Annotated in this window: 32 protein-coding genes; 16 read left to right on the top strand and 16 right to left on the bottom strand. The window is 67.3% G+C overall.

Annotation, left to right across the window (positions count from 1 at the left end; translation table 11 throughout):
- Position 1: 1 nt before the first annotated feature.
- From VXD91_RS29565 to VXD91_RS29550, 4 genes are read right to left on the bottom strand one after another with little or no spacing between them, the layout of a single operon-like run.
- Complete coding sequence (locus VXD91_RS29565) at positions 2-850, bottom strand: LLM class F420-dependent oxidoreductase (RefSeq protein ID WP_060998928.1); 849 nt, start codon at positions 848-850, stop codon at positions 2-4.
- A 15-nt stretch (positions 851-865) separates the two neighbouring features.
- Positions 866-1,696, bottom strand: coding sequence for an LLM class F420-dependent oxidoreductase (locus tag VXD91_RS29560; protein ID WP_064858361.1), 831 nt, complete (start codon positions 1,694-1,696; stop codon positions 866-868).
- A 57-nt stretch (positions 1,697-1,753) separates the two neighbouring features.
- Positions 1,754-3,229, bottom strand: coding sequence for an ATP-binding protein (locus VXD91_RS29555; protein WP_060998925.1), 1,476 nt, complete (start codon positions 3,227-3,229; stop codon positions 1,754-1,756).
- Between the two features lie 12 nt (positions 3,230-3,241).
- Positions 3,242-4,942, bottom strand: a complete 1,701-nt coding sequence (locus VXD91_RS29550) for an FAD-dependent oxidoreductase (RefSeq protein WP_064858360.1) — start codon at positions 4,940-4,942, stop codon at positions 3,242-3,244.
- 265 nt (positions 4,943-5,207) lie between these two features.
- On the opposite strand from VXD91_RS29550, the gene infA reads away from it, so the two are divergent.
- The 8 genes from infA (at position 5,208) to truA (ending at position 9,827) form a co-directional block, all read left to right on the top strand.
- Entirely contained in the window at positions 5,208-5,429 is a 222-nt protein-coding gene (gene infA / locus VXD91_RS29545) for a translation initiation factor IF-1 (protein WP_003886926.1), read from the top strand.
- Positions 5,430-5,477: 48 nt separating this feature from the next.
- Entirely contained in the window at positions 5,478-5,591 is a 114-nt protein-coding gene (gene rpmJ, locus VXD91_RS29540; protein WP_003879483.1) for a 50S ribosomal protein L36, read from the top strand.
- 155 nt (positions 5,592-5,746) lie between these two features.
- A complete protein-coding gene (gene rpsM / locus VXD91_RS29535; protein ID WP_060998921.1) occupies positions 5,747-6,121 on the top strand; it encodes a 30S ribosomal protein S13 in 375 nt (124 codons plus the stop codon).
- 4 nt (positions 6,122-6,125) lie between these two features.
- A complete protein-coding gene (rpsK, locus tag VXD91_RS29530; protein ID WP_020101461.1) occupies positions 6,126-6,542 on the top strand; it encodes a 30S ribosomal protein S11 in 417 nt (138 codons plus the stop codon).
- Between the two features lie 14 nt (positions 6,543-6,556).
- Positions 6,557-7,162, top strand: a complete 606-nt coding sequence (rpsD, locus tag VXD91_RS29525; RefSeq protein WP_060998918.1) for a 30S ribosomal protein S4 — start codon at positions 6,557-6,559, stop codon at positions 7,160-7,162.
- Between the two features lie 85 nt (positions 7,163-7,247).
- Positions 7,248-8,300, top strand: coding sequence for a DNA-directed RNA polymerase subunit alpha (locus tag VXD91_RS29520; RefSeq protein WP_060998916.1), 1,053 nt, complete (start codon positions 7,248-7,250; stop codon positions 8,298-8,300).
- A gap of 62 nt (positions 8,301-8,362) precedes the next feature.
- Positions 8,363-8,914 carry a 50S ribosomal protein L17 gene (rplQ, locus tag VXD91_RS29515; protein ID WP_020101464.1) on the top strand — a complete coding sequence of 184 codons (552 nt, stop codon included), beginning with the start codon at positions 8,363-8,365 and terminating at the stop codon, positions 8,912-8,914.
- A gap of 7 nt (positions 8,915-8,921) precedes the next feature.
- Positions 8,922-9,827, top strand: a complete 906-nt coding sequence (gene truA / locus VXD91_RS29510) for a tRNA pseudouridine(38-40) synthase TruA (RefSeq protein ID WP_346417053.1) — start codon at positions 8,922-8,924, stop codon at positions 9,825-9,827.
- Between the two features lies 1 nt (position 9,828).
- Here the strand turns inward: truA and VXD91_RS29505 are convergent, their stop codons facing one another.
- From VXD91_RS29505 to VXD91_RS29485, 5 genes are all read right to left on the bottom strand, one after another.
- Positions 9,829-10,557 carry a cutinase family protein gene (locus VXD91_RS29505; protein ID WP_318987021.1) on the bottom strand — a complete coding sequence of 243 codons (729 nt, stop codon included), beginning with the start codon at positions 10,555-10,557 and terminating at the stop codon, positions 9,829-9,831.
- Between the two features lie 20 nt (positions 10,558-10,577).
- On the bottom strand, positions 10,578-11,183 hold the full coding sequence (locus tag VXD91_RS29500) for a cutinase family protein (RefSeq protein ID WP_318987043.1): 606 nt from the start codon (positions 11,181-11,183) through the stop codon (positions 10,578-10,580).
- A gap of 114 nt (positions 11,184-11,297) precedes the next feature.
- The gene (locus VXD91_RS29495) at positions 11,298-11,909 is read right to left on the bottom strand and encodes a cutinase family protein (protein WP_318987044.1); all 612 of its coding nucleotides are present in this window, start codon (positions 11,907-11,909) and stop codon (positions 11,298-11,300) included.
- A 110-nt stretch (positions 11,910-12,019) separates the two neighbouring features.
- Positions 12,020-12,688, bottom strand: coding sequence for a cutinase family protein (locus VXD91_RS29490; protein ID WP_318987022.1), 669 nt, complete (start codon positions 12,686-12,688; stop codon positions 12,020-12,022).
- Between the two features lie 15 nt (positions 12,689-12,703).
- A complete protein-coding gene (locus VXD91_RS29485) occupies positions 12,704-13,681 on the bottom strand; it encodes an EamA family transporter (RefSeq protein WP_318987045.1) in 978 nt (325 codons plus the stop codon).
- A 120-nt stretch (positions 13,682-13,801) separates the two neighbouring features.
- On the opposite strand from VXD91_RS29485, the gene VXD91_RS29480 reads away from it, so the two are divergent.
- The 8 genes from VXD91_RS29480 (at position 13,802) to VXD91_RS29445 (ending at position 21,562) form a co-directional block, all read left to right on the top strand.
- Positions 13,802-14,356 carry a CGNR zinc finger domain-containing protein gene (locus VXD91_RS29480; protein ID WP_318987023.1) on the top strand — a complete coding sequence of 185 codons (555 nt, stop codon included), beginning with the start codon at positions 13,802-13,804 and terminating at the stop codon, positions 14,354-14,356.
- A gap of 131 nt (positions 14,357-14,487) precedes the next feature.
- Complete coding sequence (gene glpK / locus VXD91_RS29475) at positions 14,488-16,005, top strand: glycerol kinase GlpK (RefSeq protein WP_318987024.1); 1,518 nt, start codon at positions 14,488-14,490, stop codon at positions 16,003-16,005.
- Positions 16,006-16,120: 115 nt separating this feature from the next.
- Positions 16,121-17,470, top strand: coding sequence for a type VII secretion protein EccB (eccB, locus tag VXD91_RS29470; RefSeq protein WP_318987025.1), 1,350 nt, complete (start codon positions 16,121-16,123; stop codon positions 17,468-17,470).
- 45 nt (positions 17,471-17,515) lie between these two features.
- Positions 17,516-18,622, top strand: coding sequence for a glutamate--cysteine ligase (locus VXD91_RS29465; protein ID WP_346417052.1), 1,107 nt, complete (start codon positions 17,516-17,518; stop codon positions 18,620-18,622).
- 204 nt (positions 18,623-18,826) lie between these two features.
- Positions 18,827-19,897 carry an oxygenase MpaB family protein gene (locus VXD91_RS29460; protein WP_318987027.1) on the top strand — a complete coding sequence of 357 codons (1,071 nt, stop codon included), beginning with the start codon at positions 18,827-18,829 and terminating at the stop codon, positions 19,895-19,897.
- A 6-nt stretch (positions 19,898-19,903) separates the two neighbouring features.
- On the top strand, positions 19,904-20,116 hold the full coding sequence (locus VXD91_RS29455) for a hypothetical protein (protein ID WP_318987028.1): 213 nt from the start codon (positions 19,904-19,906) through the stop codon (positions 20,114-20,116).
- A gap of 10 nt (positions 20,117-20,126) precedes the next feature.
- Positions 20,127-20,756: a TetR/AcrR family transcriptional regulator gene (locus VXD91_RS29450; RefSeq protein WP_318987029.1), complete on the top strand. Its 630-nt coding sequence runs from the start codon at positions 20,127-20,129 to the stop codon at positions 20,754-20,756.
- Positions 20,757-20,890: 134 nt separating this feature from the next.
- Complete coding sequence (locus VXD91_RS29445; protein ID WP_318987046.1) at positions 20,891-21,562, top strand: Crp/Fnr family transcriptional regulator; 672 nt, start codon at positions 20,891-20,893, stop codon at positions 21,560-21,562.
- Positions 21,563-21,655: 93 nt separating this feature from the next.
- On the opposite strand, the gene VXD91_RS29440 is transcribed toward VXD91_RS29445, so the two are convergent.
- The 7 genes from VXD91_RS29440 to VXD91_RS29410 form a co-directional block, all read right to left on the bottom strand.
- Complete coding sequence (locus VXD91_RS29440; protein WP_318987030.1) at positions 21,656-21,868, bottom strand: CsbD family protein; 213 nt, start codon at positions 21,866-21,868, stop codon at positions 21,656-21,658.
- 94 nt (positions 21,869-21,962) lie between these two features.
- Entirely contained in the window at positions 21,963-22,517 is a 555-nt protein-coding gene (locus tag VXD91_RS29435; RefSeq protein ID WP_318987031.1) for a hypothetical protein, read from the bottom strand.
- Positions 22,514-23,296: a hypothetical protein gene (locus tag VXD91_RS29430; RefSeq protein WP_318987032.1), complete on the bottom strand. Its 783-nt coding sequence runs from the start codon at positions 23,294-23,296 to the stop codon at positions 22,514-22,516. The genes VXD91_RS29435 and VXD91_RS29430 overlap by 4 nt, the downstream gene beginning before the upstream one ends.
- Positions 23,293-23,481: a DUF2273 domain-containing protein gene (locus VXD91_RS29425; RefSeq protein WP_318987033.1), complete on the bottom strand. Its 189-nt coding sequence runs from the start codon at positions 23,479-23,481 to the stop codon at positions 23,293-23,295. Before VXD91_RS29425 ends, VXD91_RS29430 begins: the two co-directional genes overlap by 4 nt.
- Complete coding sequence (locus VXD91_RS29420) at positions 23,478-23,702, bottom strand: hypothetical protein (protein WP_318987034.1); 225 nt, start codon at positions 23,700-23,702, stop codon at positions 23,478-23,480. Before VXD91_RS29420 ends, VXD91_RS29425 begins: the two co-directional genes overlap by 4 nt.
- On the bottom strand, positions 23,699-23,995 hold the full coding sequence (locus VXD91_RS29415; protein WP_318987035.1) for a hypothetical protein: 297 nt from the start codon (positions 23,993-23,995) through the stop codon (positions 23,699-23,701). The genes VXD91_RS29420 and VXD91_RS29415 overlap by 4 nt, the downstream gene beginning before the upstream one ends.
- The gene (locus VXD91_RS29410; protein ID WP_318987036.1) at positions 23,992-24,459 is read right to left on the bottom strand and encodes an Asp23/Gls24 family envelope stress response protein; all 468 of its coding nucleotides are present in this window, start codon (positions 24,457-24,459) and stop codon (positions 23,992-23,994) included. Before VXD91_RS29410 ends, VXD91_RS29415 begins: the two co-directional genes overlap by 4 nt.
- Positions 24,460-24,579: the final 120 nt, after the last annotated feature.

The following is a 24,579-nucleotide window of genomic DNA, read 5'->3' as shown; positions in this document are numbered from 1 at the left end:
GCTATCCGCGTAAGCCGAGCGGACCCGCCAGCGCCGTCAGCGTCGGCACCAGCTTGTCCCAGCCGCCCAGCACCTGGACGGTCACGTGATCGGCGCCGGCGTCGAGATGCTCGGTGAGCCGTGCGGCGATGGCATCGGGTGTTCCGTGCGCGACCACCGCGTCGATCAACGCGTCGCTGCCCGGCTTGGCGATGTCGTCTTCGGAGAAGCCGAGCCGGCGCCAATTGTTCAGGTAGTTACTGAGATTCAGGTAGAAGTCGACGGTCTGCCGGCCGATGGCCCGTGCCTCCGCGGTGGCCTCGGCCGATCCGTCGGTCAGCACGACCTTGTGCTCGGGTGCCAGGAACGCGTCCGGCCCGATGAGCTGGCGCGCTTCTGCCGTGTGCTCAGGGGTGGTGAGGTACGGGTGCGCACCGGCGCTGCGGTCGGCCGCCAGCCGCAACACCTTCGGGCCGAGGGCCGCGACCACCCGGCGCGCGACCGGAACGCCCGCGGCGTCCAGCTCGTCCAGGTACTCGACGAGGACGTCGTAGGGCTTGCGGTACTCCTTGGTGTGCTCGGGGTGGCCGATGCCGACGCCCAGCACGAACCGTCCCGGGTAGGCCGCCTCGATCCGGTGGTACGACTCGGCGACCTGCCCGGCCGGGGCCGTCCACACGTTGACGATGCCGGTGGCCACCTGCAATTTCTCCGTCGCGGCCAGGATCGGCTCGACGAACGCCAGGTCGCCGGCGGGGGAGCCGCCCGGCCACACCGCGCCGTACCCCAACTTCTCGATCTCGGCGGCCTGCTCGGGCGTAGGGGCGCCGAACGTCCACACCCCGACGCGGCCCAGATCCAGCTTGCTCATGCGCGATCCTTCCAGTTACCGCAGGCCCAGCGGGCCGGCGAGTTCGGTCAGTGCGGGTACCAGTTTCTCGGGCGACGTCAGCACCTGAACCGGTACGTGGTCGGCGCCGGCGTCGAGGTGCTGCTTGAGCCGGGCGGCGATCGCGTCGACGGTGCCGTACGCGACCACCGCGTCGACGAGCCCGTCACCGCCGGGCTTGGCGACGTCAGAGTCAGTGAACCCCAACCGTTTCCAGCTGTTGAGGTAATTGTTCAGATTGAGGTAAATCTCCAGGGCCTGGCGTCCGACCGCGCGAGCCTTCTCCGCATCGGTCGTGAGGATCGCCTTGTGCTCGGGCGCGAGGAACGCGTCCGGCCCGATCAATTCACGCGCCTCGGCGGTGTGCTCCGGGGTGGTCAGATACGGGTGTGCGCCGGCGCTGCGGCGGGCCGAGAGCTTGAGCACCTGCGGGCCGAGCGCGGCCACGACGCGGTGTTCCTTCGGGACGCCGTACTCGTCGAGTTTGTCGAGATACTCGTTCAGCGCATCGATCGGCTTCTTGTACTCGGTGATGGCCTCCGGGTGCCCGACGCCGATGCCCAGCAGGAACCGGCCCGGATACGCAGTGTTTATGCGGTGGAACGACTCGGCCACCGGTCCCGCTGCCGCCGTCCAGATGTTGACGATGCCGGTCGCGACCTTCAGCCGCTCCGTCGCGCCGAGCAGTGGCTCGACCCAGTCGAGTTCCGCGGGCGGGGATCCCCCGACCCAGATCGCGCCGTAGCCCAGCGCTTCGATTTCTGCTGCCTGTTGCGGCGTCGCGCCGCGCCCGAATACGCCGTAGCGCCCAAGGTCTGGTTTGGTCACCTTTGCGGCAACTATGGGGCGCGGGCGGCTATTCCGTTCGGCGCGCGGTGATTCGAACTATCCCGTTGTCCCAGCCAGAATTTCTTCTGGCGCGGGTGCGTGCACGGGCAGCGTGACGATGAACGTGGTGTCGCCCGGCTTGGATTCGACGTAGATGTTGCCGTGGTGCTTCTCGCAGATGATGCGCCACGCCAGATCGAGCCCCAGGCCGGTGCCCTCGCCGAACGGCTTGGTCGTGAAGAACGGGGTGAAGATGCGCTCGATGACGTCGGGCGGAATGCCCGGGCCGTTGTCGTTGATCTCGATCCGGACGGTGTCGTCGCCGGCGCGCTTGGTGCGGATCGTCAGCACTCCACAGCCCTTCATGGCCTGCAGTGCGTTGTCGATGATGTTCGTCCACACCTGGTTCAGATCTGCTGGGTAGCACTGCAATTCGGGCAGCGCCGGGTCGTACTCCTTGACGACCTTGACGCAGGTGGTGCCGTCCTTGCCGATGCGGTCACCGAACATCATCAGCGTGCTGCGCAGGAGGTCGTGCACGTTGGCGTTCTGATAGGGGGCCCGGTCCATCTGGGAGTACTGCTTGGCACCGGCCAGCAGCGTCGAAATCCGCTTGCTCGCTTCGGAAATCTCACACATCAGCAGCTCGGTGTCGATGGTGTACTTCAGCCAGCCCAGCGCGCCCTGCAACGTCGCGGACGAGTCGGCGCTCCCGATGGATGACGAAATGCCTTCCAGCCAAGCGACATCCAGGCCGGCGTCGACGAAGGTGGGGGCGTAGTCCCACGCGGACGCGATGTCGTGGTCCTCCAGCCATTCGCCGATCTGGTCTTCACGGTCGGACGCCTCGATGGCCGACAGTTCCTGGGTCCTGGCCTTGGCCACCTGCTCGGCGATGCCCTCCTGGATGCCGACCAGCACCCGCAGCGACTGCGGGCTGACCTGGCCGTCGGCCAGCATGGCGAGCTTGTGGCGCATCTTGCCGATCCGGTCGTGCAGGTCGGCGACGGCGCGGGCGGTCGCGGCAGCCGGGTTGTTGAGCTGGTGGGTCAGCCCTGCCGAGAGCTGGCCGAGCGCGAGGAGCTTCTCGCGCTGGCCGACGATCTGCCGCCCGCGGCGGCCGCCGACCTTGTGGCCCTCCAGCAGGTGCACCGCCATCGGGAATTCCTTGCGCATGAAGTCGGCGTAGGCGTTGGCGTCCAGGACGAAGAACCGCGACGGCTTGGTCACCCGCACCGACGCCTCGTAGACCGGCTGCTCGTCGGGGATGTACGCGGACCAGGCGCCGCAGTACACGCCGCGCATCGAGGTGCGGTTGGTCTCGATGTCGATGCCGCCCGACTTCATCGACATCACCAGCTCGCCGTCGAGCATGACGTAGAAGCAGGTGGCCGGTTCGCCTTCGGTGCAGACGGGGCCGGGCTCGAACGTCGCGATGTGACCGTTGGCGCACAGCGTGTCCAGCTGCTCGTCGGTCAACGCCTCGAAAAGGAACAGCGTTTTCAGTTCACTTCGCGCGCACGTTTCGCCCATACCGGTCTCCTCCTACGTCTCGGCCAGATACCGGTGCACCAGCATCACTGCCATCGAGCCTTCGCCAACCGCGGCTGCGACCCGTTTGGCCGATTCAGCGCGGACATCTCCTGCAACAAACACACCGGGCACACTTGTTTCCAAGTGGTGCGGCGGCCGGTCCAGGTTCCAGCCGCAGACGTCCTTGAGATCCGGGCCGGTGAGGATGAAGCCGTGGTCGTCGCGGGCGATGCCGGCGTTCTCCAGCCACTGGGTGCGCGGGGTGGCGCCGATGAAACAGCACAGGCGCGTCGACTCGACGTGCTCGCGCTCGCAGGTGGCGTTGTTGACCAGCCACAGCCCGGTCAGGTGCCCGTCCTCGCCGCAGGTGTCGACCACCTCGGTGCAGGTCCGGACGCTGATGTTCGGGGTGTTCTCGATCTGCTGGATCAGGTAGTAGGACATCGACGCCTCGAGCGACTTGCCGCGTACCAGCAGCGTCACCGACTTGGCCTGCTGCGACATGAACATCGCGGCCTGGCCGGCGGAGTTCGCGCCGCCGACGATGTAGACGTCCTCGCCGGCGCATTCGGAGGCCTGCGACACCGAGGCGCCGTAGAAGACGCCGTTGCCGACATAGCTGTTGCCGACGCTGTCGGGGTCCTCCCAGCACCCGGCGACCTGCAGATGCCGGTAGTCGACGCCGGTGGCCAGGATGACCGACCGCGCGGTGATACTCCGGCCGTCGTCGAAGGTCAGCGTCTTGCTGGCCAGCGACGAGACGTCCAGCCCGACGACCTCACGGGTGGTGATGACCTCGGCGGCGAAGCGCTCGGCCTGCCGCCGCGCCGAGGTCGTCAGCTCGGCGCCCGAGATGCCGGTCTCGAAGCCCAAATAGTTCTCGATGCGCGAGCTGCGGCCCGCCTGCCCGCCGGTGGTGGTGCGCTCGATCAGGACCGTGCGCAGCCCCTCGGACGCGCCGTACACCGCGGCCGCCAGGCCGGCCGGTCCGCCGCCGATGACGGCCAGGTCGTACATCTCCAACGACGGTGTGGTCGACAGGCCGAGCATTCCGGCCAGCTGCGCGTCCGTCGGCTGGACCAGCGTCTCGCCCTGCTCGGAGATCACCACCGGCAGCTCCAGCCCGTCCAGGCCGGCGGCGGTCAGCAGCTGCTTGCCCTTGGGCTCGTCCGACGCGTACGCGCGGTAGTAGTGCTGGTTGCGGGCCAGGAACTGGCGGACCTCCCACGAGCGGGGATTCCACCGGTGGCCGATCACCTTGGTGTGGGGGACGGCGCGGTCGCCGACCTCATGCCAGGCCTCCAGCAGGCCGTCGATGATCGGGTACAGCTTCTCCTCGGGCGGGTCCCACGGCTTGAGCAGGTAGTGGTCCAGGTCGACCAGGTTGATGGCGTTGATCGCGGCATGGGTGTCCGCGTACGCGGTCAGCAGCACGCGGCGGGCCAGCGGGAACACGTCCATGGCCAGTTCCAGGAAGTCGATGCCGTTCATCTCCGGCATCTGGTAGTCCGCGATGAACATCGCCACGGTGTCGCCCCGTAGCTGCAGCTCGTTGATCGCGACCAGCGCGTCCTGTCCAGATTCGGCGCGTACGATCCGATAGCGCTCACCGTAGTGTTTGCGCAGGTCGCGGGCGACGGCCCGGGACACTGCGGGATCATCGTCAACGGTGAGAATCACCGGATTGCGAGCCGGGGAAGCGGGTCCAGTCATCGCTGTTCATCATGCGCCCTGACTTGCGAAGACGATGCGCCTACCTGGCCTCTGCCGGGGTGCTCCGCGGATTTTGGTCCCTGGGGTCCGAGCGGGTATCGTGGACCAACGGTGCAGCTTCTGCGCCGGCTCTTTGCGTGCTCTGTTCTGAAGTTCCCCGGAATTTCCTGGCATTAAGTCCACGTTCTTGTAGCCGGGGTGGGCTCTGCGCCAAGCACGGGCGTATGAGATACGAAACCGAAGAACCAGAGGATTACCAAAGAGTATGGCCAAGAAAGACGGCGCCATCGAGGTCGAGGGTCGCGTGATCGAGCCCCTGCCCAATGCGATGTTCCGCATTGAGCTGGAGAACGGTCACAAGGTGCTCGCCCACATCAGCGGCAAGATGCGGCAGCACTACATCCGCATCCTGCCGGAGGACCGTGTCGTAGTGGAGCTCTCTCCGTACGACCTGTCCCGTGGCCGCATCGTGTACCGCTACAAGTAACTCGCCCGAGCACCATCAATTCAGAACCGAGAAAAGGATCGCTAAGTCGTGAAGGTGAACCCGAGCGTCAAGCCGATCTGCGACAAGTGCAGGGTGATCCGCCGCCACGGCCGGGTCATGGTGATCTGCTCTGACCCGCGGCACAAGCAGCGGCAGGGCTAAACACCAGCTCAAGCAGCACCCAAAACTGAATGCAGACCTCCCAGTACCACTGAGGGCAGACGGCCCTCAACCACGTCCGGCACGGAGGCCGGACCCCGACCAAGACGGGGAACGGACTGGGATCAGACCTCCGCAATGAAAAGGAACACTGCCTGATGGCACGCCTCATGGGCGTTGATCTCCCGCGCGACAAGCGCATGGAGATCGCGCTGACCTACATCTACGGCATCGGCCGTACCCGCAGCCAGGAAATCCTGGCCGCCACCGGCATCGACCGGGACCTGCGCACCAAGGACCTCACCGACGACCAGGTGACCCAGCTGCGCGACTACATCGAAGGCAACCTCAAGGTCGAGGGTGACCTGCGCCGCGAGGTGCAGGCCGACATCCGTCGCAAGATCGAGATCGGTTGCTACCAGGGCCTGCGCCACCGTCGTGGCCTGCCCGTGCGTGGCCAGCGCACCAAGACCAACGCGCGTACCCGCAAGGGCCCGAAGCGCACCATCGCCGGCAAGAAGAAGGCCAGGTAAGTAAATGGCACCCACCAAGAAAGCCGGCGCTGCTTCCAAGCGCGGCAAGCCCACTCGTCGCCGGGAAAAGAAGAACGTCCCGCACGGCGCCGCTCACATCAAGAGCACGTTCAACAACACCATCGTCTCGATCACGGATCCCCAGGGCAACGTCATCGCCTGGGCCTCGTCGGGTCACGTCGGCTTCAAGGGTTCGCGCAAGAGCACCCCGTTCGCCGCGCAGCTCGCCGCCGAGAACGCTGCCCGCAAGGCGCAGGAGCACGGTGTCAAGAAGGTCGACGTTTTCGTGAAGGGGCCGGGTTCGGGCCGCGAGACCGCGATCCGTTCGCTGCAGGCCGCCGGCCTCGAGGTTGGCGCGATTTCCGACGTCACGCCGCAGCCGCACAACGGCTGCCGTCCGCCCAAGCGGCGCCGGGTCTAGGGAGGATCTGAAAAATGGCTCGTTATACCGGACCCGCCACCCGCAAGTCGCGCCGCCTCGGCGTCGACCTCGTCGGTGACGATCAGTCGTTCGAAAAGCGCCCCTACCCGCCCGGCCAGCACGGCCGCGCGCGGATCAAGGAGAGCGAATACCGCACCCAGCTGCAGGAGAAGCAGAAGGCCCGCTTCACCTACGGCGTCATGGAGAAGCAGTTCCGCAAGTACTACGAGGAAGCCAACCGCAAGGCTGGCAAGACCGGTGAGAACCTGCTGCAGATCCTCGAAAGCCGTCTGGACAACGTCGTGTACCGCGCCGGTCTGGCCCGTACCCGCCGCATGGCCCGTCAGCTGGTCAGCCACGGCCACTTCACCGTCAACGGTGTCAAGGTGAACATCCCGAGCTACCGGGTGTCGCAGTACGACATCATCGACATCAAGCCGAAGTCGCTGAACACCCTGCCGTTCCAGATCGCCCGTGAGGTCGCCGGCGAGCGTCCGGTGCCGTCGTGGCTGCAGGTTGTCGGCGAGCGTCAGCGCATCCTCGTGCACCAGCTGCCCGAGCGTGCCCAGATCGTCGTGCCGCTCACCGAGCAGCTGATCGTCGAGTTCTACTCGAAGTAATTCGAGTCCTGGTGGCCCGCCCAATCCCGGGCGGGCACCAACCAAACCGGCATCAAATAGCGGGTGCCGAGAAGGAGATAGAAAAATGCTGATCTCTCAGCGACCCACCCTGTCCGAGGACGTGCTGGCCGACAACCGGTCGCGGTTCACCATCGAGCCGCTGGAGCCGGGCTTCGGCTACACCCTGGGCAACTCGCTGCGGCGCACGCTGCTGTCGTCCATCCCGGGCGCGGCGGTCACCAGCATCCGCATCGACGGTGTCCTGCACGAGTTCACCACCGTCCCCGGGGTCAAGGAAGACGTCACCGACATCATCCTGAACCTCAAGGGCCTGGTCGTCTCCTCGGAAGAGGACGAGCCGGTCACCATGTACCTGCGCAAGCAGGGCCCGGGTGCCGTCACCGCCGGTGACATCGTGCCCCCGGCCGGCGTGACGGTCCACAACCCGGACATGCACATCGCCACCCTGAACGACAAGGGCAAGCTGGAGGTCGAGCTCGTCGTCGAGCGCGGCCGCGGTTACGTCCCGGCCGTGCAGAACAAGGCTTCGGGTGCCGAGATCGGCCGTATCCCGGTCGACTCGATCTACTCGCCGGTGCTGAAGGTCACCTACAAGGTGGAGGCCACCCGCGTCGAGCAGCGCACCGACTTCGACAAGCTGATCCTGGATGTCGAGACCAAGAACTCGATCGCCCCGCGTGACGCCCTGGCTTCGGCCGGCAAGACGCTGGTCGAGCTGTTCGGTCTGGCCCGGGAGCTCAACGTCGAGGCCGAGGGCATCGAGATCGGCCCGTCGCCGGCCGAGGCAGACCACATCGCCTCGTTCGCGCTGCCGATCGACGACCTGGAGCTGACCGTGCGGTCGTACAACTGCCTCAAGCGCGAGGGTGTGCACACCGTCGGCGAGCTGGTCTCGCGTACCGAGTCGGACCTGCTGGACATCCGTAACTTCGGCCAGAAGTCCATCGACGAGGTCAAGATCAAGCTGCACCAGCTGGGTCTCTCGCTCAAGGACAGCCCCGCCACGTTCGACCCGTCGCAGGTCGCCGGCTACGACGTGGCCACCGGCACCTGGAACAGCGATGCCAGCTATGACCTGGACGCCGACCAGGACTACGCCGAAACCGAACAGCTGTAATAAAGAAGTTCCGTCCCGGCCCTACCTGATACGGGGGCCGGCCCCAATTAGGAGAAGTTGCAATGCCCAAACCCACTAAGGGTGCTCGCCTCGGCGGGTCGTCGTCGCACCAGAAGGCGATCCTGGCCAACCTGGCCACCTCGCTGTTCGAGCACGGCCGCATCAAGACCACTGATGCCAAGGCCCGGGCGTTGCGTCCGTACGCCGAGAAGCTCATCACCCACGCCAAGAAGGGCGCGCTGCACAACCGGCGCGAGGTGATGAAGAAGATCCGCGACAAGGACGTGGTGCACACCCTGTTCGCCGAGATCGCACCGCACTTCGCGGACCGCGAGGGCGGCTACACCCGCATCATCAAGGTCGAGAACCGCAAGGGCGACAACGCCCCCATGGCCGTGATCGAGCTGGTTCGGGAGAAGACCGTCGTCTCCGAGGCCGACCGCGCCCGTCGTGCGGCCGCCGCTCAGGCGAAGGCTGCCGAGGCCGAGGCTCCCGCTGAAGAAGCCGCTGTCGAGGCTCCGGTTGCCGAGGTCGAGGCTGCTGACGAGGGCATCGCCGACGCTCAGACCGCTGAGGCCGAGGCTGAGGCGACCGAGGATGAGGCCAAGTCCTAATCACGCTGTGAACGACGTGCCCGCCATTCAGTCGAATGGCGGGCTTGTTTCTTCATCCCGTCGCTCCGCTCGCCCAGAAACTCGTTTACGGCTGGATATCTCATACGACGGCACCGAATTTGCCGGTTGGGCACCGCAGGCCGGGCAGCGCACGGTCGCGGGCGTCATCGAGGAGACGTTGTCGACGGTGTTCCGGGAGCCGGTGCGCCTGGTCACCGCGGGCCGGACCGATACCGGCGTGCATGCCACCGGGCAGGTCGCACACGTTGACGTGCCTTCTGCCGCACTGAGATTCGCTTATCCGCGCACACCCCGTCCGGACGATCCGGAGTTCTTGCCGCTGGTGCGCCGGCTCGCCCGGTTCCTGCCCGCCGATGTGCGGGTGCGCCAGATCGCCCGGGCCGCAGCGGGTTTCGACGCCCGGTTCTCGGCGTTGCGGCGGCACTACGAATACCGGTTGTCGTTGGCGCCCTACGGCGTTGAGCCACAACAGGCCCGGTTCATCACGCCGTGGCCGCGGCCGCTCGATCTGGACGCGATGACGGCCGCCTCGCAGGAGTTGTTGGGGCTGCAGGATTTTGCCGCGTTCTGCCGATTCCGGGAGGGCGCGACGACCATCCGGGATCTGCAGCGTCTGGACTGGCGGCGCTCGGGTGACCTGGTCACCGCTCACGTGACGGCCGACGCCTTCTGCTGGAACATGGTGCGGTCGCTGGTCGGCGCGTTGCTCGCCGTGGGGGAAGGTCGTCGCGAACCCGGTTGGATCGCAGGCCTTTTGGCGGCCGACAGCCGGTCCAGTGAGTACGCCGCCGCTCCGGCGCGGGGCCTGACGCTGGTGTCGGTGGACTACCCGCCCGACGATCAGCTGGCATCCCGGATCACTGTCACCCGGGATCTACGCACGCTCGACTAGCTCACGGGGCCGGCGCCGGCGGGGGCGGTGCCAAGCGGGCGGCGACGAAGTCGGCGGCCTGATCGACCATGCCGGACCCGATGTAGCCGTCCTGCAGGTGGTTCTGCCAGTCGCCCTGCAGTTGGGTGATGGTCTGCGGAAGTCCGGCCATGCACACGGGATCGGCGCCGTTGCACTGATCGATGGTGCGATCCAGGTAGGCCGCGCCGATGTTGGAGCCGACCATGCGGTGGGTGACGTTGCCGAACAGTGCGACGGCCGCGATGTGGGTGTCCATCCCGGGCGGCAGCGGGCGGTTGAATCCGAATCCCTTGCCGTCGGACGACAATGCCACGGCCGCCGACGCCGCGCCCAGCGAGTAACCGCCGATGATCAACCTGGTGTCGGGACACCGCGCGGCCATGTCCTGGATACGCGAGCTGATGTCGTTGGCGCCCTGGGCGATCTCGACGTTGGCGGGGTAGTTCACCGCGTAGACCCCCACGTTCAGCGGTGTCTTGGCGCGCAGCGCATCGACGAATGCGCCGCCCACCCGGCCGACGCCCGGTCGCTCATTGCGGCCGCGGGCGAAGATCACCTCCGCTTGCGGGCACGGGTCCGCCGCTGCGGCGCCGATGACATCAGCGGGGGCGGCGGCCGTGGCCGCCACCAGCCCGGTGGCAACCGACGCTGCCACGCCGGCCAGGGCGACGGCAGACCGGACGGACGTCAACACGGAGCGGGGGGTCATGGCTGGAGTCTAGCGGCGCGTCACAGCCGCGCCGCTACGAACTTCGCGGCCTGGTTCACCATGCCAGACTTGATGTAGCCCGGAGCGAGGTGATCCTGCCACTCCGAACGCCACTTGTAGGGGCTGCTCGGATTACAGACCGGGTCGTCGGAATGGCAGAGATCGATGGTCCGATTCTGGTACGTCGGGCTCAACGCGGTGATGGGCAGCGCCCAGTTGGCGCCATTGCCGAAGAGCGCGACGGCCGCGATGTGCTGATCGGCGCCACGGGGCAGGGGACTGTTGAAGGTGAAGGCCGAAATGGGCACGGCGATAACCAGATCGGTGGCGGCTGCGCCCAATGAGTAACCGCCGAGCACGATTTTGGTCGCAGGGCAGTTGCGGGCGAGCCATTGCACACGCCGGCTCATGTCATTGGCGCCAACGTCGACCTGGGTGTCCGCGGGGTAATTCACCGGGTACAGACCGATATTCGGGCCGCGGAGCTGACGCAGCGCGGTGACGAATGCGGCGCCGACCTGTCCGGGTCCGGGCGGTTCCATCCGGCCGCGCGCGAACACGACCTCCGCGGGTGCGCAGGTGGCAGCGGCGTTCGCCACGCCAATGTCCGTGAGCAACACGGACATTGGCGCGACGCCGACAGTCAGAGCGGTGATCAGCACACAGAGCGTCCGGCGGCCAATCACAAATCCGATGGTATCCCGACGAATTGACGGTCTCGTCGAGAAATGATGCCAGCCTTACAACAATCCGGCGACGAAGTTGGCCGCTTCGTTGGTCGGGCCGCCCGCATAGCTCTTGTGCGCGGGCACGCTCTGACCGTCGGTCTGGCAGATCGGATCGCCCGCGTTGCACAGGTCGATGACCTTGCCGCCCCACACCGGGCTTGCCGTCAACGGCAGGCCCAACTTGGCGGACGGGTTGCCGAACACCGCGATCCCCGCGACGTGGCCGGCGGCCTCCGGCGGCAGCGGGTTGTTGAAACCGATGCCCGGAACCGGGATGGCGCCGATGACGTCCATCACCGCGGCGCCCTGCGAGTAGCCGCCGAGCACCTGCCGGGTGTTCGGGCAGTTCTCGGCCATCCACTGGACGTGGGCGCTGGCGTCGTTGGCGCCGTCAGCGGCGGCAAGGAAGTCGTACGACGCCGGGTAGACGACGGCGTAGGCCCCGACCGAGCGGCCACCGACCTTGTTGCGCAACTGATTCACGAACGCCCCGCCGACCCGGCCCAGACCGGGGTCTTCGGACGTACCGCGGGCGAACGTCACCTCGATGTCGGGGCAGTTGGCTGCGGCGGCGGTGCCGACGGCACCCAGCGACGGCGGCGTCAGCACTGTGATGCCGGCCATGATTACGGTGGTTGCGGTGCCGGCGAAGGCCCGGCGCAGTGCACTGATGATCACACCGAATCCTAACCGTGAGTCCGGATGTGGTTCGGCGACAGGCGCTTAGCGGCCGGTCAGACGCGCGAGGCGATGAACTGCGCGGCCTGCCCGATGTACTCGGACGACTCATAGCGCGAGTGCGCGAACGGGTTTCGGCCACGCGAGCAGATCGGGTCGCCCCACAGACACAGGTCGACCGAGCGGTTCGAGAACAGGCCCATGGAGTCCAGCGGATGGCTGAATTTCGCTGACGGGTTGCCGAATACGGCGGCAGCCGCGACCCGGTTCGCGAGCTCTGCGGGCAGCGGCGGTGCCGAGCCGACATCGCCGATGCGGTCACCGAGCGGCGGAACGCCGGCCAGCATGTCGACGACCGCGGCGCCCTGCGAGTACCCACCGAGCACGATCTTGGTGCTGGGGCACTGCTGCGCCATCAAGGCGATGCGGTTCTGCGCGTCTGCCGCGCCGTCCTGTGCGGTGAGGAAGTCGTAGGACGCCGGGTACTCGACGGCGTAGCCGGTGACCGTGCGGCTGCCGACCAGGGGCTGGATGGCGTCGACCAGGACCGAGCCGACGCGGCCCATGCCGGGGTCGTCGTGCGTGCCGCGGGCGAAGATCACCTCGATGTTCGGGCAGGGGTCTGCCTGGGCGGGTGCCGACGGCAGCAGCGCGGTTCCGGAGATGACGGTGGCGGCGATTGCGGCCACTCGGACCGACATGCTGAGCAAGGTCACGCGGGCCATCTTCACATATGGGGCTCAACTACGGCCAATTGTTTGACCTGCTGGCAAACCCTCCGGGCTGTCGGGCCAGTCGTCGTGCCAGGTCGCTTCGCCGCGGTCGCCCTGGCGGGCAAGCGCCAGACCGGCCAGCACCACCGCGCCGCCCAGCAATTGGATTCCGGTGATGGCCTCACCCAGCAGTGCCCACGCCGCCAGCACGGCGAACATCACCTCGGACAGGCCGACCAGCGAGGCGAACCGGGGCTGCAGGCGGGCGATGCCCATGATGCCGAAGGTGTAGGCCAGCGCGGTCGGCACGATGGCCAGGGCGATGACGGGGACCAGCCAGGACGTCGTCAGGCCGGCCAGCGTGGTGGCGTGGCTGGTGAAGGCCAGCGGCATGACGCCCGAGACGCCCAGCAGTGCCACCGCCGCGGCGCCGACGATCAGGCCGCCGGTGGCCAGGGTGATGGAGTGCAGGCCGGTGCCGTCGGCGCTGGCCTTGTCGGACATGACGAAGTAGCAGGCGGCGCAGATGGCGGCGCCCATGCCCCAGGCGATGCCGGCGAGGCTGATCTGGGTTCCGGTGTGGCTGCCGGGTCCGACCAGGCCGAGCACCAGCGTGATGCCGGCGATGGCGATCGCGACGCCGGCGAGCGTGAGGGTGCTGGGGCGGCGCCGGGTCGTGGCCCATACCCAGCCGACCACCAGCAGGGGTGCGGCGTACTCGAGCAGCAGGGCCACGCCGACCGGCAAATAGGTGACGGCGTTGAAGTAGCACAGCTGGGCGCCCGCGATCGGGATGGCGCCGTAGGCGACGACGGTCCCTTTGTGGCTCAGGGCTTCGCGCACCCAGCCCCGGCGCAGGATGGTCGCGACGACGGCCATGATGAGCGCGCCGCCGGTCAGCCGGGCGACCACCGCGGCGGTGGGGCTCCAGCCGGCCTCGATCAGGGACTTGCCGAGCGCGCCGGCCATGCCGAAGGTGAACGCCGATGCGACGGCGAAGATCATGCCGGTCCGGAAGTGGCCGGCCGTGGTGCCGTTCGACGCAGTCACGGGCCACCTCCGATGATGTAATGAGTGAAGTTGGGATTGGTCATGACGCTACGGAGGGCGGGTGTAACGAGTCAAATGAATTTCAGTCATGACACGGAACTCACGCTGCGCGCCGCGTGCGTGTTGATCAACAGTGATCGGGTCGACGGTGACCAGCTGGCCGATCTGGCGGCTCTCGACGGGTATCTGAACGACTTCGGCTGGACGGGCCGGCGCGACCGCGACACCGCGGAGCTGGCCGCGGTGCAGGCGCTCCGCGAGCGCCTCGGTGAGTTGTGGGCCGTGGTTGGGGACGAGGAGGCGGTAGTCGACCGTGTCAACGCCCTGCTCCGCGACACCCGCGCCAACCCATGGCTGACGCGGCACCCCGAGATGCCGGAATGGCACCTGCACCTGGCGGCCGACCGGGACCCACTGGCCCAGCGGATGGGCGCCGAGATGGCGATGGCCCTCGCCGACCTGATCCGCGCCGGTGAACTGCGCCGGCTCAAGACGTGCGCGGCGTCGGACTGCACCGCGGTGCTGATCGACATGTCGCGCAACCGATCCCGCATCTTCTGCGACACCGGGAACTGCGGGAACCGGCAGCACGTCGCGGCGTACCGCGAACGTCGCGCCCGCGAGAACTGACCGTCGGCGCCCGACGCGCCCGGCGCCGGATACCGCAATGCATCGCGTGAGGAGCCCGCGTCTCCTACCGTGATGTCCGACAGCGGACGCAGCGTCTGCGCGACAGGACGTTCGAGCGGAAGGACGGGCCATTGGCCGAATTCGTGGCGGCCATCGACCAGGGCACCACCAGCACCCGGGCGATGATCTTCGATCACTCAGGTCGCGAGGTCGGACGCCACCAGCTCGAACACGAGCAGATCCTGCCGCGGGCCGGGTGGGTCGAGCACAATCCCGTCGAGATCTGGGAGCGCACCGGCTCGGTGCTGCAGACCGCGCTGAACAAGACCCGGCTGTCGGCGTCCGATCTCGTCGCGCTCGGCATCACCAACCAGCGTGAGACGACGATGGTGTGGAACAAGCGCACCGGGCGCCCGTACCACCACGCGATCGTCTGGCAGGACACCCGCACCGACCGCATCGCCTCCGCGCTGGACCGCGACGGCCACGGCGACGTCATCCGCCGCAAGGCCGGCCTGCCGCCGGCGACCTACTTCTCCGGCGGCAAGATCCAGTGGATCCTCGAGAACGTCGACGGCGTGCGCGAAGCCGCCGAACGTGGTGACGCGATCTTCGGCACCTGCGACACCTGGGTGCTGTGGAACCTGACCGGCGGCACCCGCGGCGGCGTGCACATCACCGACGTCACCAACGCCAGCCGCACCATGCTGATGAACCTCGAGACCCTCGACTGGGACGACGAACTGTTGTCGTTCTTCGGGATTCCGCGCCAGATGCTGCCGACCATCGCGTCGTCGTCGGTGTCGGAGCCCTACGGACTGACCGCGGCCGACGGCCCCCTGGGTGCGCCGGTGCCCGTCACCGGCATCCTCGGCGACCAGCAGGCCGCCATGGTCGGGCAGGTGTGCCTGTCGGCGGGCGAGGCCAAGAACACCTATGGCACAGGCAATTTCCTGCTGCTCAACACCGGCGAGAAGATCGTGCGCTCCGAGCACGGGCTGCTGACGACGGTGTGCTACCGGTTCGGTGATGCGAAACCCGTTTACGCCCTTGAAGGTTCGATCGCCGTCACCGGATCGGCCGTGCAGTGGCTGCGGGACCAGCTGGGCATCATCGCGGGTGCCTCGGACAGTGAGACACTGGCCCGCCAGGTCGAGGACAACGGTGGCGTCTACTTCGTGCCGGCGTTCTCGGGACTCTTTGCGCCGTACTGGCGTTCGGACGCGCGCGGGGCGATCGTCGGGCTGTCGCGGTTCAACACCAACGCCCACATCGCCCGGGCCACACTCGAGGCCATCTGCTACCAGAGCCGCGACGTCGTCGACGCCATGGCCGCGGACTCCGGCGTGCACCTCGAGGTGCTCAAGGTCGACGGCGGCATCACCGCCAACGAACTGTGCATGCAGATCCAGGCCGATGTGCTGGGCGTCGAAGTGGTGAAACCCGTTGTCGCCGAGACCACGGCGCTCGGCGCGGCCTACGCCGCCGGGCTCGGTGTCGGGTTCTGGTCGAACCCCGACGAGCTGCGCGCCAACTGGCATGAGCACAAGCGCTGGGCCCCGTCGTGGGACGACGGCCAGCGCTCCGCCGGATACGCCGGCTGGCAGAAGGCCGTCGGCCGCACCCTGGACTGGGTCGACGTCTCCTAGGGATTTGTGCACGATTTTCCGCGGTCAGCGCGGAAAATCGTGCACAAATCCCTGGCGAGAATTGGCGTCGGGGCGTGCCGTTGCCCGCGGTTAGGCTGCTAGCCGGGGGATGGACATGGCTCGGGGGCAGGGCGCGCGGCTGGAAGCCAGCGGGCGGCGTTTTCAGACGCAGCGGTTGATCCACGCGCTGGTGCGCGGCGACGCGGCGATGGTCGACGAACCGGTTCGTGCGCAATCGATTTCGTACGCGTCGGGATGGCTCGCCGGGCTGTTGGCGGTGGCGGTCTGCGCGGTGATCGCGATCGCATCACCGGCGGGCCGGCTGGGGGACGCGCCGATCGTCATGGTCCGGGACACCGGCGCGCTGTATGTGCGGATCGGGTCGACGTGGCATCCCGCGCTGAATCTCGCGTCGGCCCGGTTGGTCGCCAGGTCCGCGGCCAACCCGGTGGCGGTCGACGCCGACGCGATCGCCGGCGCGGCGCGCGGGCCTCTCGTCGGAATCCCCGGTGCGCCGGCAGAATTGGGCCGGCCGCTCGCGACGGCGTCGTGGCAGGTGTGCGACAGCGGACGGACGACACTGATCGCCGGTGTGGACGCCGTGGGACCGGATGGCGCGCGGCCGATCCTGGCGACGGCGGCGGGGGAGCACCTGGCCACCGCGTATCTGCTGTACGACGGTAAGCGCGCCGCGGTGGACCTGCGTGACCTCGCGGTGGTCCGGGCGCTGCGGCTCGACGGCGCGACGCCCCGGCCGGTGTCGCGATCATTTCTCGACCTGCTGCCCGAAGCGCCCGCGATCACCGCGCCGCCGATCCCGGGTCTCGGCAGGACGGGGCCGGGCGGTTTCGTCGTCGGCCAGGTATTGCGGGTGAGCCGCGCCGACGCGCCGGAACATCACGTGGTCCTGAGCGGCGGTCTGCAGCGCGTCGGCGACGTCGCGGCCGACGTCATCCGGTTCACCCACGGGGTGGCCGACGGTGACCTGCGCACCGTGGCGCCAGCGGCCATCGCCGCAATATCCGCTGTCGACGACCTTGCGGTGTCGACCTTTCCGGACGAGGCGCGACCGCCCCTGCCGCACGAAGTACCGGTCTGCGCGCGCTGGCGAGCCGACGATGACCGTGCGGAAACCGTTGTCGTGCAGGGGAAACCGGGTGCGGCCGCGGTGACGCTCGCGCAAGACGACGGCGACGGTCCGAACATCGACGCAGTGGCATTACCGCCGGGCCGGTATGCGTACGTGCACGCGACCGGGGTCACCGGCGGGTCGGTGACCGGGCCGCTGTACCTGGTGACGGACAGTGGCGTGCGGTACGGCATCCACGACACCGAGACGGCGAAGTATCTCGGGTTAGAGGGTGCGCCGCTGCCCGCGCCGTGGCCGGTGCTGGCGCGGTTGCCCGGCGGGCCGGAGCTGAGCGTGGCGGCGGCCGAGGTGCTGCGCGACGGCCTGTCGCCGTAGCCGCGGCAGGTTTGCCCTGGCGGCCTCGGGGGCATTCCGGGTGCCATGACCGACCTGCCGACTTTCGGGGTCGAGGAAGAGTTTCTCCTCGTCGATCACCGTGATGGTGCGCCCGTGCCACGCAATCAGGCGGTCGCGGAGTATGCCGCCGCGCGCGGTGTCGATCTGCAGCTCGAGTTGACCCGGTGCCAGGTCGAGACCACCACTGCCGTGATGAGCAGCAGCGGTGATCTGCGTACGGAACTGACGCGGCTGCGTCGCGTGGCCACCGAGTCGGCCGAGGCGGAGCGGGCGCGGCTGCTGGCTGTCGCGCTGCCGCCGACGGTGCCGCACGCGTTCCCGGTGACGACGAAAGAGCGGTATGCCCGCATCGCCGATCGGTTCGGCATGATCGCCCATGAACAGGGGATTTGCGGGTGTCACGTGCACGTCGAAGTGCCCAGCCGGGAGGCCGCGGTCGACGTCAGCAACCGGCTCCGGCCCTACCTGCACCTGCTCCTTGCCTTGAGTGCGAACTCGGCGATCTACCGCAACACCGACAGCGGCTATGCCAGCTTCCGCGGCGTGTTGTGGACCCGCTGGCCGAGCGCCGGGCCCCCGCCGTATTTCGAATCGCCTGAGGACTACGACGCTGTCACCCGCACCCTGTCGCGGGCCGGCGCGGTGCTCGACGACGGCATGCTCTATTGGGATGTGCGGCCGTCGGCCAACTTTCCGACCGTGGAGGTGCGGGTGGCCGACGTGCCGGCAACCGTGGCCGAGACGGTGTTGCTGGCCACGCTCATCCGCGCCGCGGTGATGATGGCGCTGGACGCGAAGGAGCGCGGGGAATCGGTACCGCGCCTTGCGGATTGGACGCTGCGCGCCGCGCACTGGAAGGCGGCCCATGATGGCCTCGACGGTGAGGCGATCGATTTGGCGGGTGACTGCTCGATGGCGCCGGCCCGGGTGCTGCTGGCCGGATTCATCGAGCACCTCCGCCCGGCCCTGGAAGCGCTGGGCGACTATGACATGGCGCGCGACGAGTTGACCCGCATCGCCGAGCAGGGCAACGGAGCCATGCGGCAACGCCGGGCCTGGCGCCGCCGCAAAGAGGTCGCGGATGTCATCTCCGAATTGGCCGCGGCGACAACGGCATTCGAACCGCTGTAGTCGTGGCCGACGGAGCCGGCCGTGAGCACGTACGAGCCTGCTCGGTCGATCATTGGTCAGCGCATCGGGCGCCGGGCAGGGCTGGGCGGCGCCGCCAGACGCGACATACTCCGCCCGTCCTCCGGCAGGTGGGGCCAACGAGACCTTGACCGCATTTCCTACAAGGCGTAGCTTTTTCCTACATCGTGTAAGAAAAGGGGGAACATGGCCATCCGTGATTGGTTAGCGCGGCCCGAAACCGAACCTGGGGAGGACTACGGTTTCTTCGGCCCCGATTCGGTGACCTGGAAGGTTTGGAGTTACCCGACATCTCTGTCGATCGGGTTCCAGCGTGCCGTCGTAATCGAAGAACTCGATCCAGCTCTCGTCGCAGCGGTCGACAAGACCCATGAGATCTATTCGCGGCCGCGTACCCGCTACGACCGGACGCTCCGCTACTTTGCGATGGTGGCGTTCGACGACAGTCGCTCGACCACAAAGGCCGCCGATGTTCTGGTCAAGATCCATTCGAAGGCCATCGGTACCGATCAGGTCACCGGAAAGGCCTACGACGCCAACGATCCCGATTCGCAACTGTGGATCCATTTGACCGCATGGCACTCAATCCTCGTGGCCTACGAGAAGTACGGCCCCGGCCCGCTGTCACCCGAAGAGGAATCGCAGTACTGGCGGGAATGTGCGATTGCCGCCGAACTGCAGACCTGCGATCCATCCGATGTCCCGTTGAGTCGCGAGGGCGTCCGGGAGTACTTCGAGAAGATGCGGCCTCAACTGATCGGCTCAGACATCGCCCGACAGGCGATGAACCACCTACTGGGCGCCGAGGTGATGCTGCCGAAGATGCCGCTGCTGCTGCGTCCTGGCACATCCGTGATCACTGCGTTCCTGCGCCGCGGGACCTTGGCGACGATGCCGCGCTGGATGCGAGAGATGTCCGGGCTCAGTACATCCCGGGTTCTCGACGCGCTGGTGGTGCCGCCGCTGAGTGCTGCATTCACGGTGATCGCCATGAGCAAACGGCTCCAGCTGATCCTGCTGCGACTGTTGTCGCCGGCGACCCTGCCGCTCGGTGCACGGGTGCTCTTGTCGGTTCCGCCGCGGAATCCGGTGACCACGACGCCGCGCGAGGCCCAGCGCCGCTTCGGCTACGACGTGCCGAGCCAAGCACACGTCTCACTCCGCGAACGTCAGCGAGTCCGGGTGTTCGGCGACGGCATCGCGCCGAGCGACGAAGGCATCATCGAGTCGCAGCCGATTCTCGGCGGGATCGGTTGACCTGTGATGAAGAAACTTCTCAATTACCAGTTGAGTATCCGGCAACTCGTCTATCTCGCACTTGTGCTCGGAGTTCCATATGTCGTAATCGGGATGGCATGGGCGGTGGCCCACGTCGACCACATCGTTCCGTTAGAGGGACTGGACAAGGTGTTTTCATTGTTGGGTGAGATCGTCGCGTGGCCGGTGCTGATCATTGCGAACGTCTACCTGACATGAGAGAAGCGAAGTGAACGAAGCCGTCACTGCCAACCGGGCCCGAGCTGAGCATCTGGGTCCGGAACGGCGCCGGCCGCAGGTGCTTGACACCGCGTTGGAGATCGCAGCGCACCAGGGACTGGCCGAAGTGACGATGGGAGCCATCGCACGACGCCTGGGGGTCACCCGGCCCGTGGTCTACGCCTGTTACCCCGGTCGCGGGGAAGTCCTTGCCGCGCTGTTGGATCGGGAAAACGAAGTAGTGCTGGCAAGCCTGCTGGAGCTCTTGCCCCCGCAGCGCACCGGCTCGATCGAGCAGTTGTTCGTCGACGGGTTCCGCGCGCTGTGCAGTACCGTGCGCGAGCGTCCCGCATCATGGCGCATCATGTTCGCCGCGGATCCGGACCCGGTGCTGACCGCCGCGATCATCGGCGGCCGTGAACGCATCCGCGGGCAGCTGGCCACCGCGATGCGCCCACTGCTGGAGCGGTGGCAGGTCGCCGATGTCGATACCGCACTACCAATGCTGGTCGAGGTGTTTCTGGCGATCTGTGAGGTGGCCGTCCACAAGATGCTCGACACCGACGATCACGATGACCCGGAGTTGGTGGCCGAAACCCTGGGCAAGGCGGCGTATCGCGCGATGCGCGCAAAACCCTAGTGCGACAACCGCACCCACAACCCGCTCCAGCACACGCAGAAGAACTGCCGACGAAATGGCCGGCGCCGGTGTTCGGTTCCAATTCAGTCGGGAGGGTTGTGGAGTTCGGCCGCGCTGACCAGGAGCGCCCTGCGGTGGATGCGGCGTTGGCACGCGCCGGCACCTTTCAGGGCGTCAGTCCAAGCGCTTTCGCCGCCATGGCTGCCCACTTTGAGTTGGTGTCATTCCCGGAGCGGCACACCGTGTTTCGCGAAGGCGATGCCGGTGACCGCTGCTACATCATCACTGCGGGCAGAGTAAAAGTCGCCTGCACGACCAGACGCCCTGACACCCTCATTGCCGTCCTCGGGCCAGCTGAGGTGTTCGGCGAAATCGCACTGCTCGAACAGAGTCCGCGCACATCCACTGTCACCACGATCACCGCGGTGCGCGCCGCCGCGATGACCGGCGCCATACTGCGATCCTTGATGCGCGAGGAACCCGAAGCTGCTGAACAAATGCTTCGAGCGCTGGCACGCCGTTTACGTCACGCCGACGACAGACTGTGGGATCAGACCGTCAACGACGTCCCCGGACGCGTCGCGAAACTGCTTCTGGACCTCGGCAACCGATTCGGCGAATGCGACAACGGAACACTGCGCGTCGACCATCGACTCAACCAGAACGAGCTCGCCCAGCTTGCGGGCTCCACCCGCGAATCGGTCAACAAGGCTCTGACCCTGTTTACCGTCCGAGGTTGGATCCATATGCAGGGCAGCACGATAGATATCGCTGAACCAGCAGCACTGGCCAACCTAGCGAGATGATGCCCAGTATCCGGCGACATCTCGTGTGCGCCGCGGCTCAACAGGCGCCGGTCCCGCCCGGGATAAAAGCCCGGGCGGGACACCGCATTTCGGTTAGTCGTTGCCGGTGAGGCGGTCCTTGATCGCCTCGACACCGTCTTTCACCTTGTCGGCGGCGTCGGCGATCTTCTGCTTGGCTGCCGCGATCCCCTGATCGGCCTGTCCCTCGGCCCTGAGGTCGTCGTTGCCGATGGCGGCCCCGGCCGCTTCCTTCGCGCGGCCCTTGAGATCATCAACCTTGTTGCGCGCGTCGTCTGCGATTCCCATGTCGTACATTTCCTTTCATATCGGGATGACCGCTGTGGCCACCAGTTTCATCTCATCCAGTACAGACCGTTCTCCACTGGATAGCTATCGCCGGTCACATGACCTGCGGGCGAGACTGTTCCGGTCGCGCTGATCTGACCAGGAGCTGAAATTCGAAGTCGGCGCCCGCCGCGCGCCGGGCATCGTTGGCGCATCCGCGGGCCAGTCGGTGGACCTCAGCGGCCGAAGTGTGTGGCGTCAGCTGCGCGGTGATCCGCATGACGGGCCGGCCGCGTTCGATACGGGTGCTGGCCTTGGCGCTCTGGAGAGCGGGGTGGCGCTCCACATCTTCGGCAATGGCTTGGGCGATCCGGTCCAGATCTACTGCGCCGCTCTCACCGGATACATTGCGTGCCTTCGGGACTCGCAAGTGCAACAGAAGTAACCACACTCCGAGCAGGGTCGCGACAATGCTGGCGCCGCCCAGGGCCACCGCCCACCACGACCACTCGGTGGCGCGGGGCAATGCCTGGGGCTGGATGTGTGCAGCCCAATCTCGTGCCACCCGCAGGTTCACGCGGTACGCGATAGCCCATCCGCCCGCAGCGAGCAGAACCAGGGCCACCGCGGCGGTCACGACGCGGTCGATGCCACGGGCAACCGGTGTCATGTTTCATCGCCTCCCTTATCGGCCGGCTCGCGCGTCAACTCCGAGCGCCAGTCGGCGACGGCCTGCCGTTGCACCCAAACACCGTCGCCGACTGGGTGATACGCCCATCGGCGTGGTTTCACCGCGGCGATGAGTAGCGCGAACCCCGCGAGCACTGCCACCACCGCTACCGGCCAGGTCCACCATTGCCAGTGGGCATCACCGGCCCGGCCGACCGCATGCGTGATCCACGCATCTCCACCGACCAAGTGGAAAGAGATGAGGGCATCGCGCACGCCGAGGACACCGACGGTGGTGACCGCCAAGGCAATGACAACGCCCGTGAACGTCGCAGCTGCAATGCGGCGCGGCGCGAATTTCCGCTGCCGCCCTGCTGGTTTCGCGTCACTTGGCGCGACGTCATCGGCATATGCGTCGAAGACCTGCGCCGGCGTCCGGTCACTGATGATCCGGCCGATCCGTACCCCCACGTGACGTGGCTGTTCGTCGAGGGACCGCGACAACTCGCCGGCCACCGCGGCCTCGACCTTGGTGCGGACCTCTGCGCCGTCGACCGGCCACGTCGCTGCGATCTCGACTTCGACAGCCGGTGAATGCGCTCTGTCATCGGTGTGCACAGCGGGCAACGTTCGTCCCGGCACGACAGTCCGGTGGCGGGCGACGCCGGGCACCGATAGAGCCGCGTGCTCGATCAGCCGATGCCGCACCCGATCGGCGATCACCGTCTGCCCGCGTTTGGGTTGTGCCACAGGCTCGATCGCACGCGGTTCAGCTGTCACCCTCGGCTCCCTGGACGGCGTGTGAGGGCCGCGAGATTGATCGTCCCGTCCAAGTGGGCGCCGATCGCAGCGCCGGCACCGGCGAGGGTCACTGCCAACAGAAACCCGAGCACCCCGCCGGACAGCGTGGCGACGGCGAGCAGCAGGCCTGCGAAAAGACCGACAAAAACGTAGTTTTGGTTCATCGTTGACCTTTCTTGAAAGGATCGGCGCGACGCTTGCGCCGGCGTTTGGCGAGGTAAGCCTTCAACCGTCCCCGGCAGGTGCGCCGGATCTGGATCACGGTTCCGGTGTCGCCGGACTCGAGTGCGGCGAGCGCCTCGATCAATGCCTCGGCCGATCCGCCGACATCAGGATGGTGGCGACGGATGGCCTCGCGGCGAGCGCGACGGTCGGTTGCCGTCACTGCATCTGGTCGTCAGTCACCGCGATGTCGGCCACCACAACGGTGAACGGCACCGCGGCGGCCTCACCAGCGGCGTGCCGCACGCGCTCGGCAACCTCGAGCAGGTGCGCCGGCAGCTGGACTACTACGTGGACTTCACCGCTGTCGGTGCCGAGCCGTACTCCCCGAACGGTCCGGCCCGGCAGGTGCGTCTGCGGTACACCCGGCCCGGAGTGCAGGCCGACCACGCCATCGACGCCCGTCACTGCGCCGACGACGCGGTCGACGCGCTCGGCGATGGACGACACACTCATACGACGCGCGGCTCGCCGGCGGCCGGGCTGTCTGTCGCGTCATCGTCGAAGTGGACGTCATGGACGGTGATGTTCACCTCGGTGACCTCGAGTCCGGTCATGTTCTCGACCGCGGTGATGACGTTGTTGCGGATGCCGTCGGCCAAATCGTGGACGGCGACGCCGTATTCGGCCACGATCCCGATGTCCACGGCCGTCTGGCGTTCGCCCACTTCGACACTCACGCCCTGCGTGAGATTGGGCGAACCCGGGAGGGTCTCCCGAAGCTTGCCGACAACACGTGCCGCCTGGCCCCCGAGGTCGTGCACGACATCGATTTCGCGGGTCGCGATACCGGCGATCTTGGAGACGACGATGTCGGCGATCGTTGTGGCACCACGGCTTGCCACCGTGTCGACGTACTTGCCCCCGCGCTCGGCGGGTCCGCCCGAGCTAACGTCCGTCGGCTGCGTTGCTGTGGTCATCAGTTTCTCCTTTCGGCCCTGCCGCCCAAACGTTTTGTTCGGGCACAATCGGTTAGTCGCTCCGGAGTGCGCGGAGCGCACGCAAATGCGACGTAGACCACAGTGGTGGCCGGACGCAAA

The sequence above is a fragment of the Mycobacterium sp. SM3041 genome (genome assembly GCF_039668335.1).
Classification (GTDB): domain Bacteria; phylum Actinomycetota; class Actinomycetes; order Mycobacteriales; family Mycobacteriaceae; genus Mycobacterium.
The sequence above is the reverse complement of the archived record's forward strand: the minus strand, read 5'-3'. Positions and strand labels throughout refer to the sequence as shown.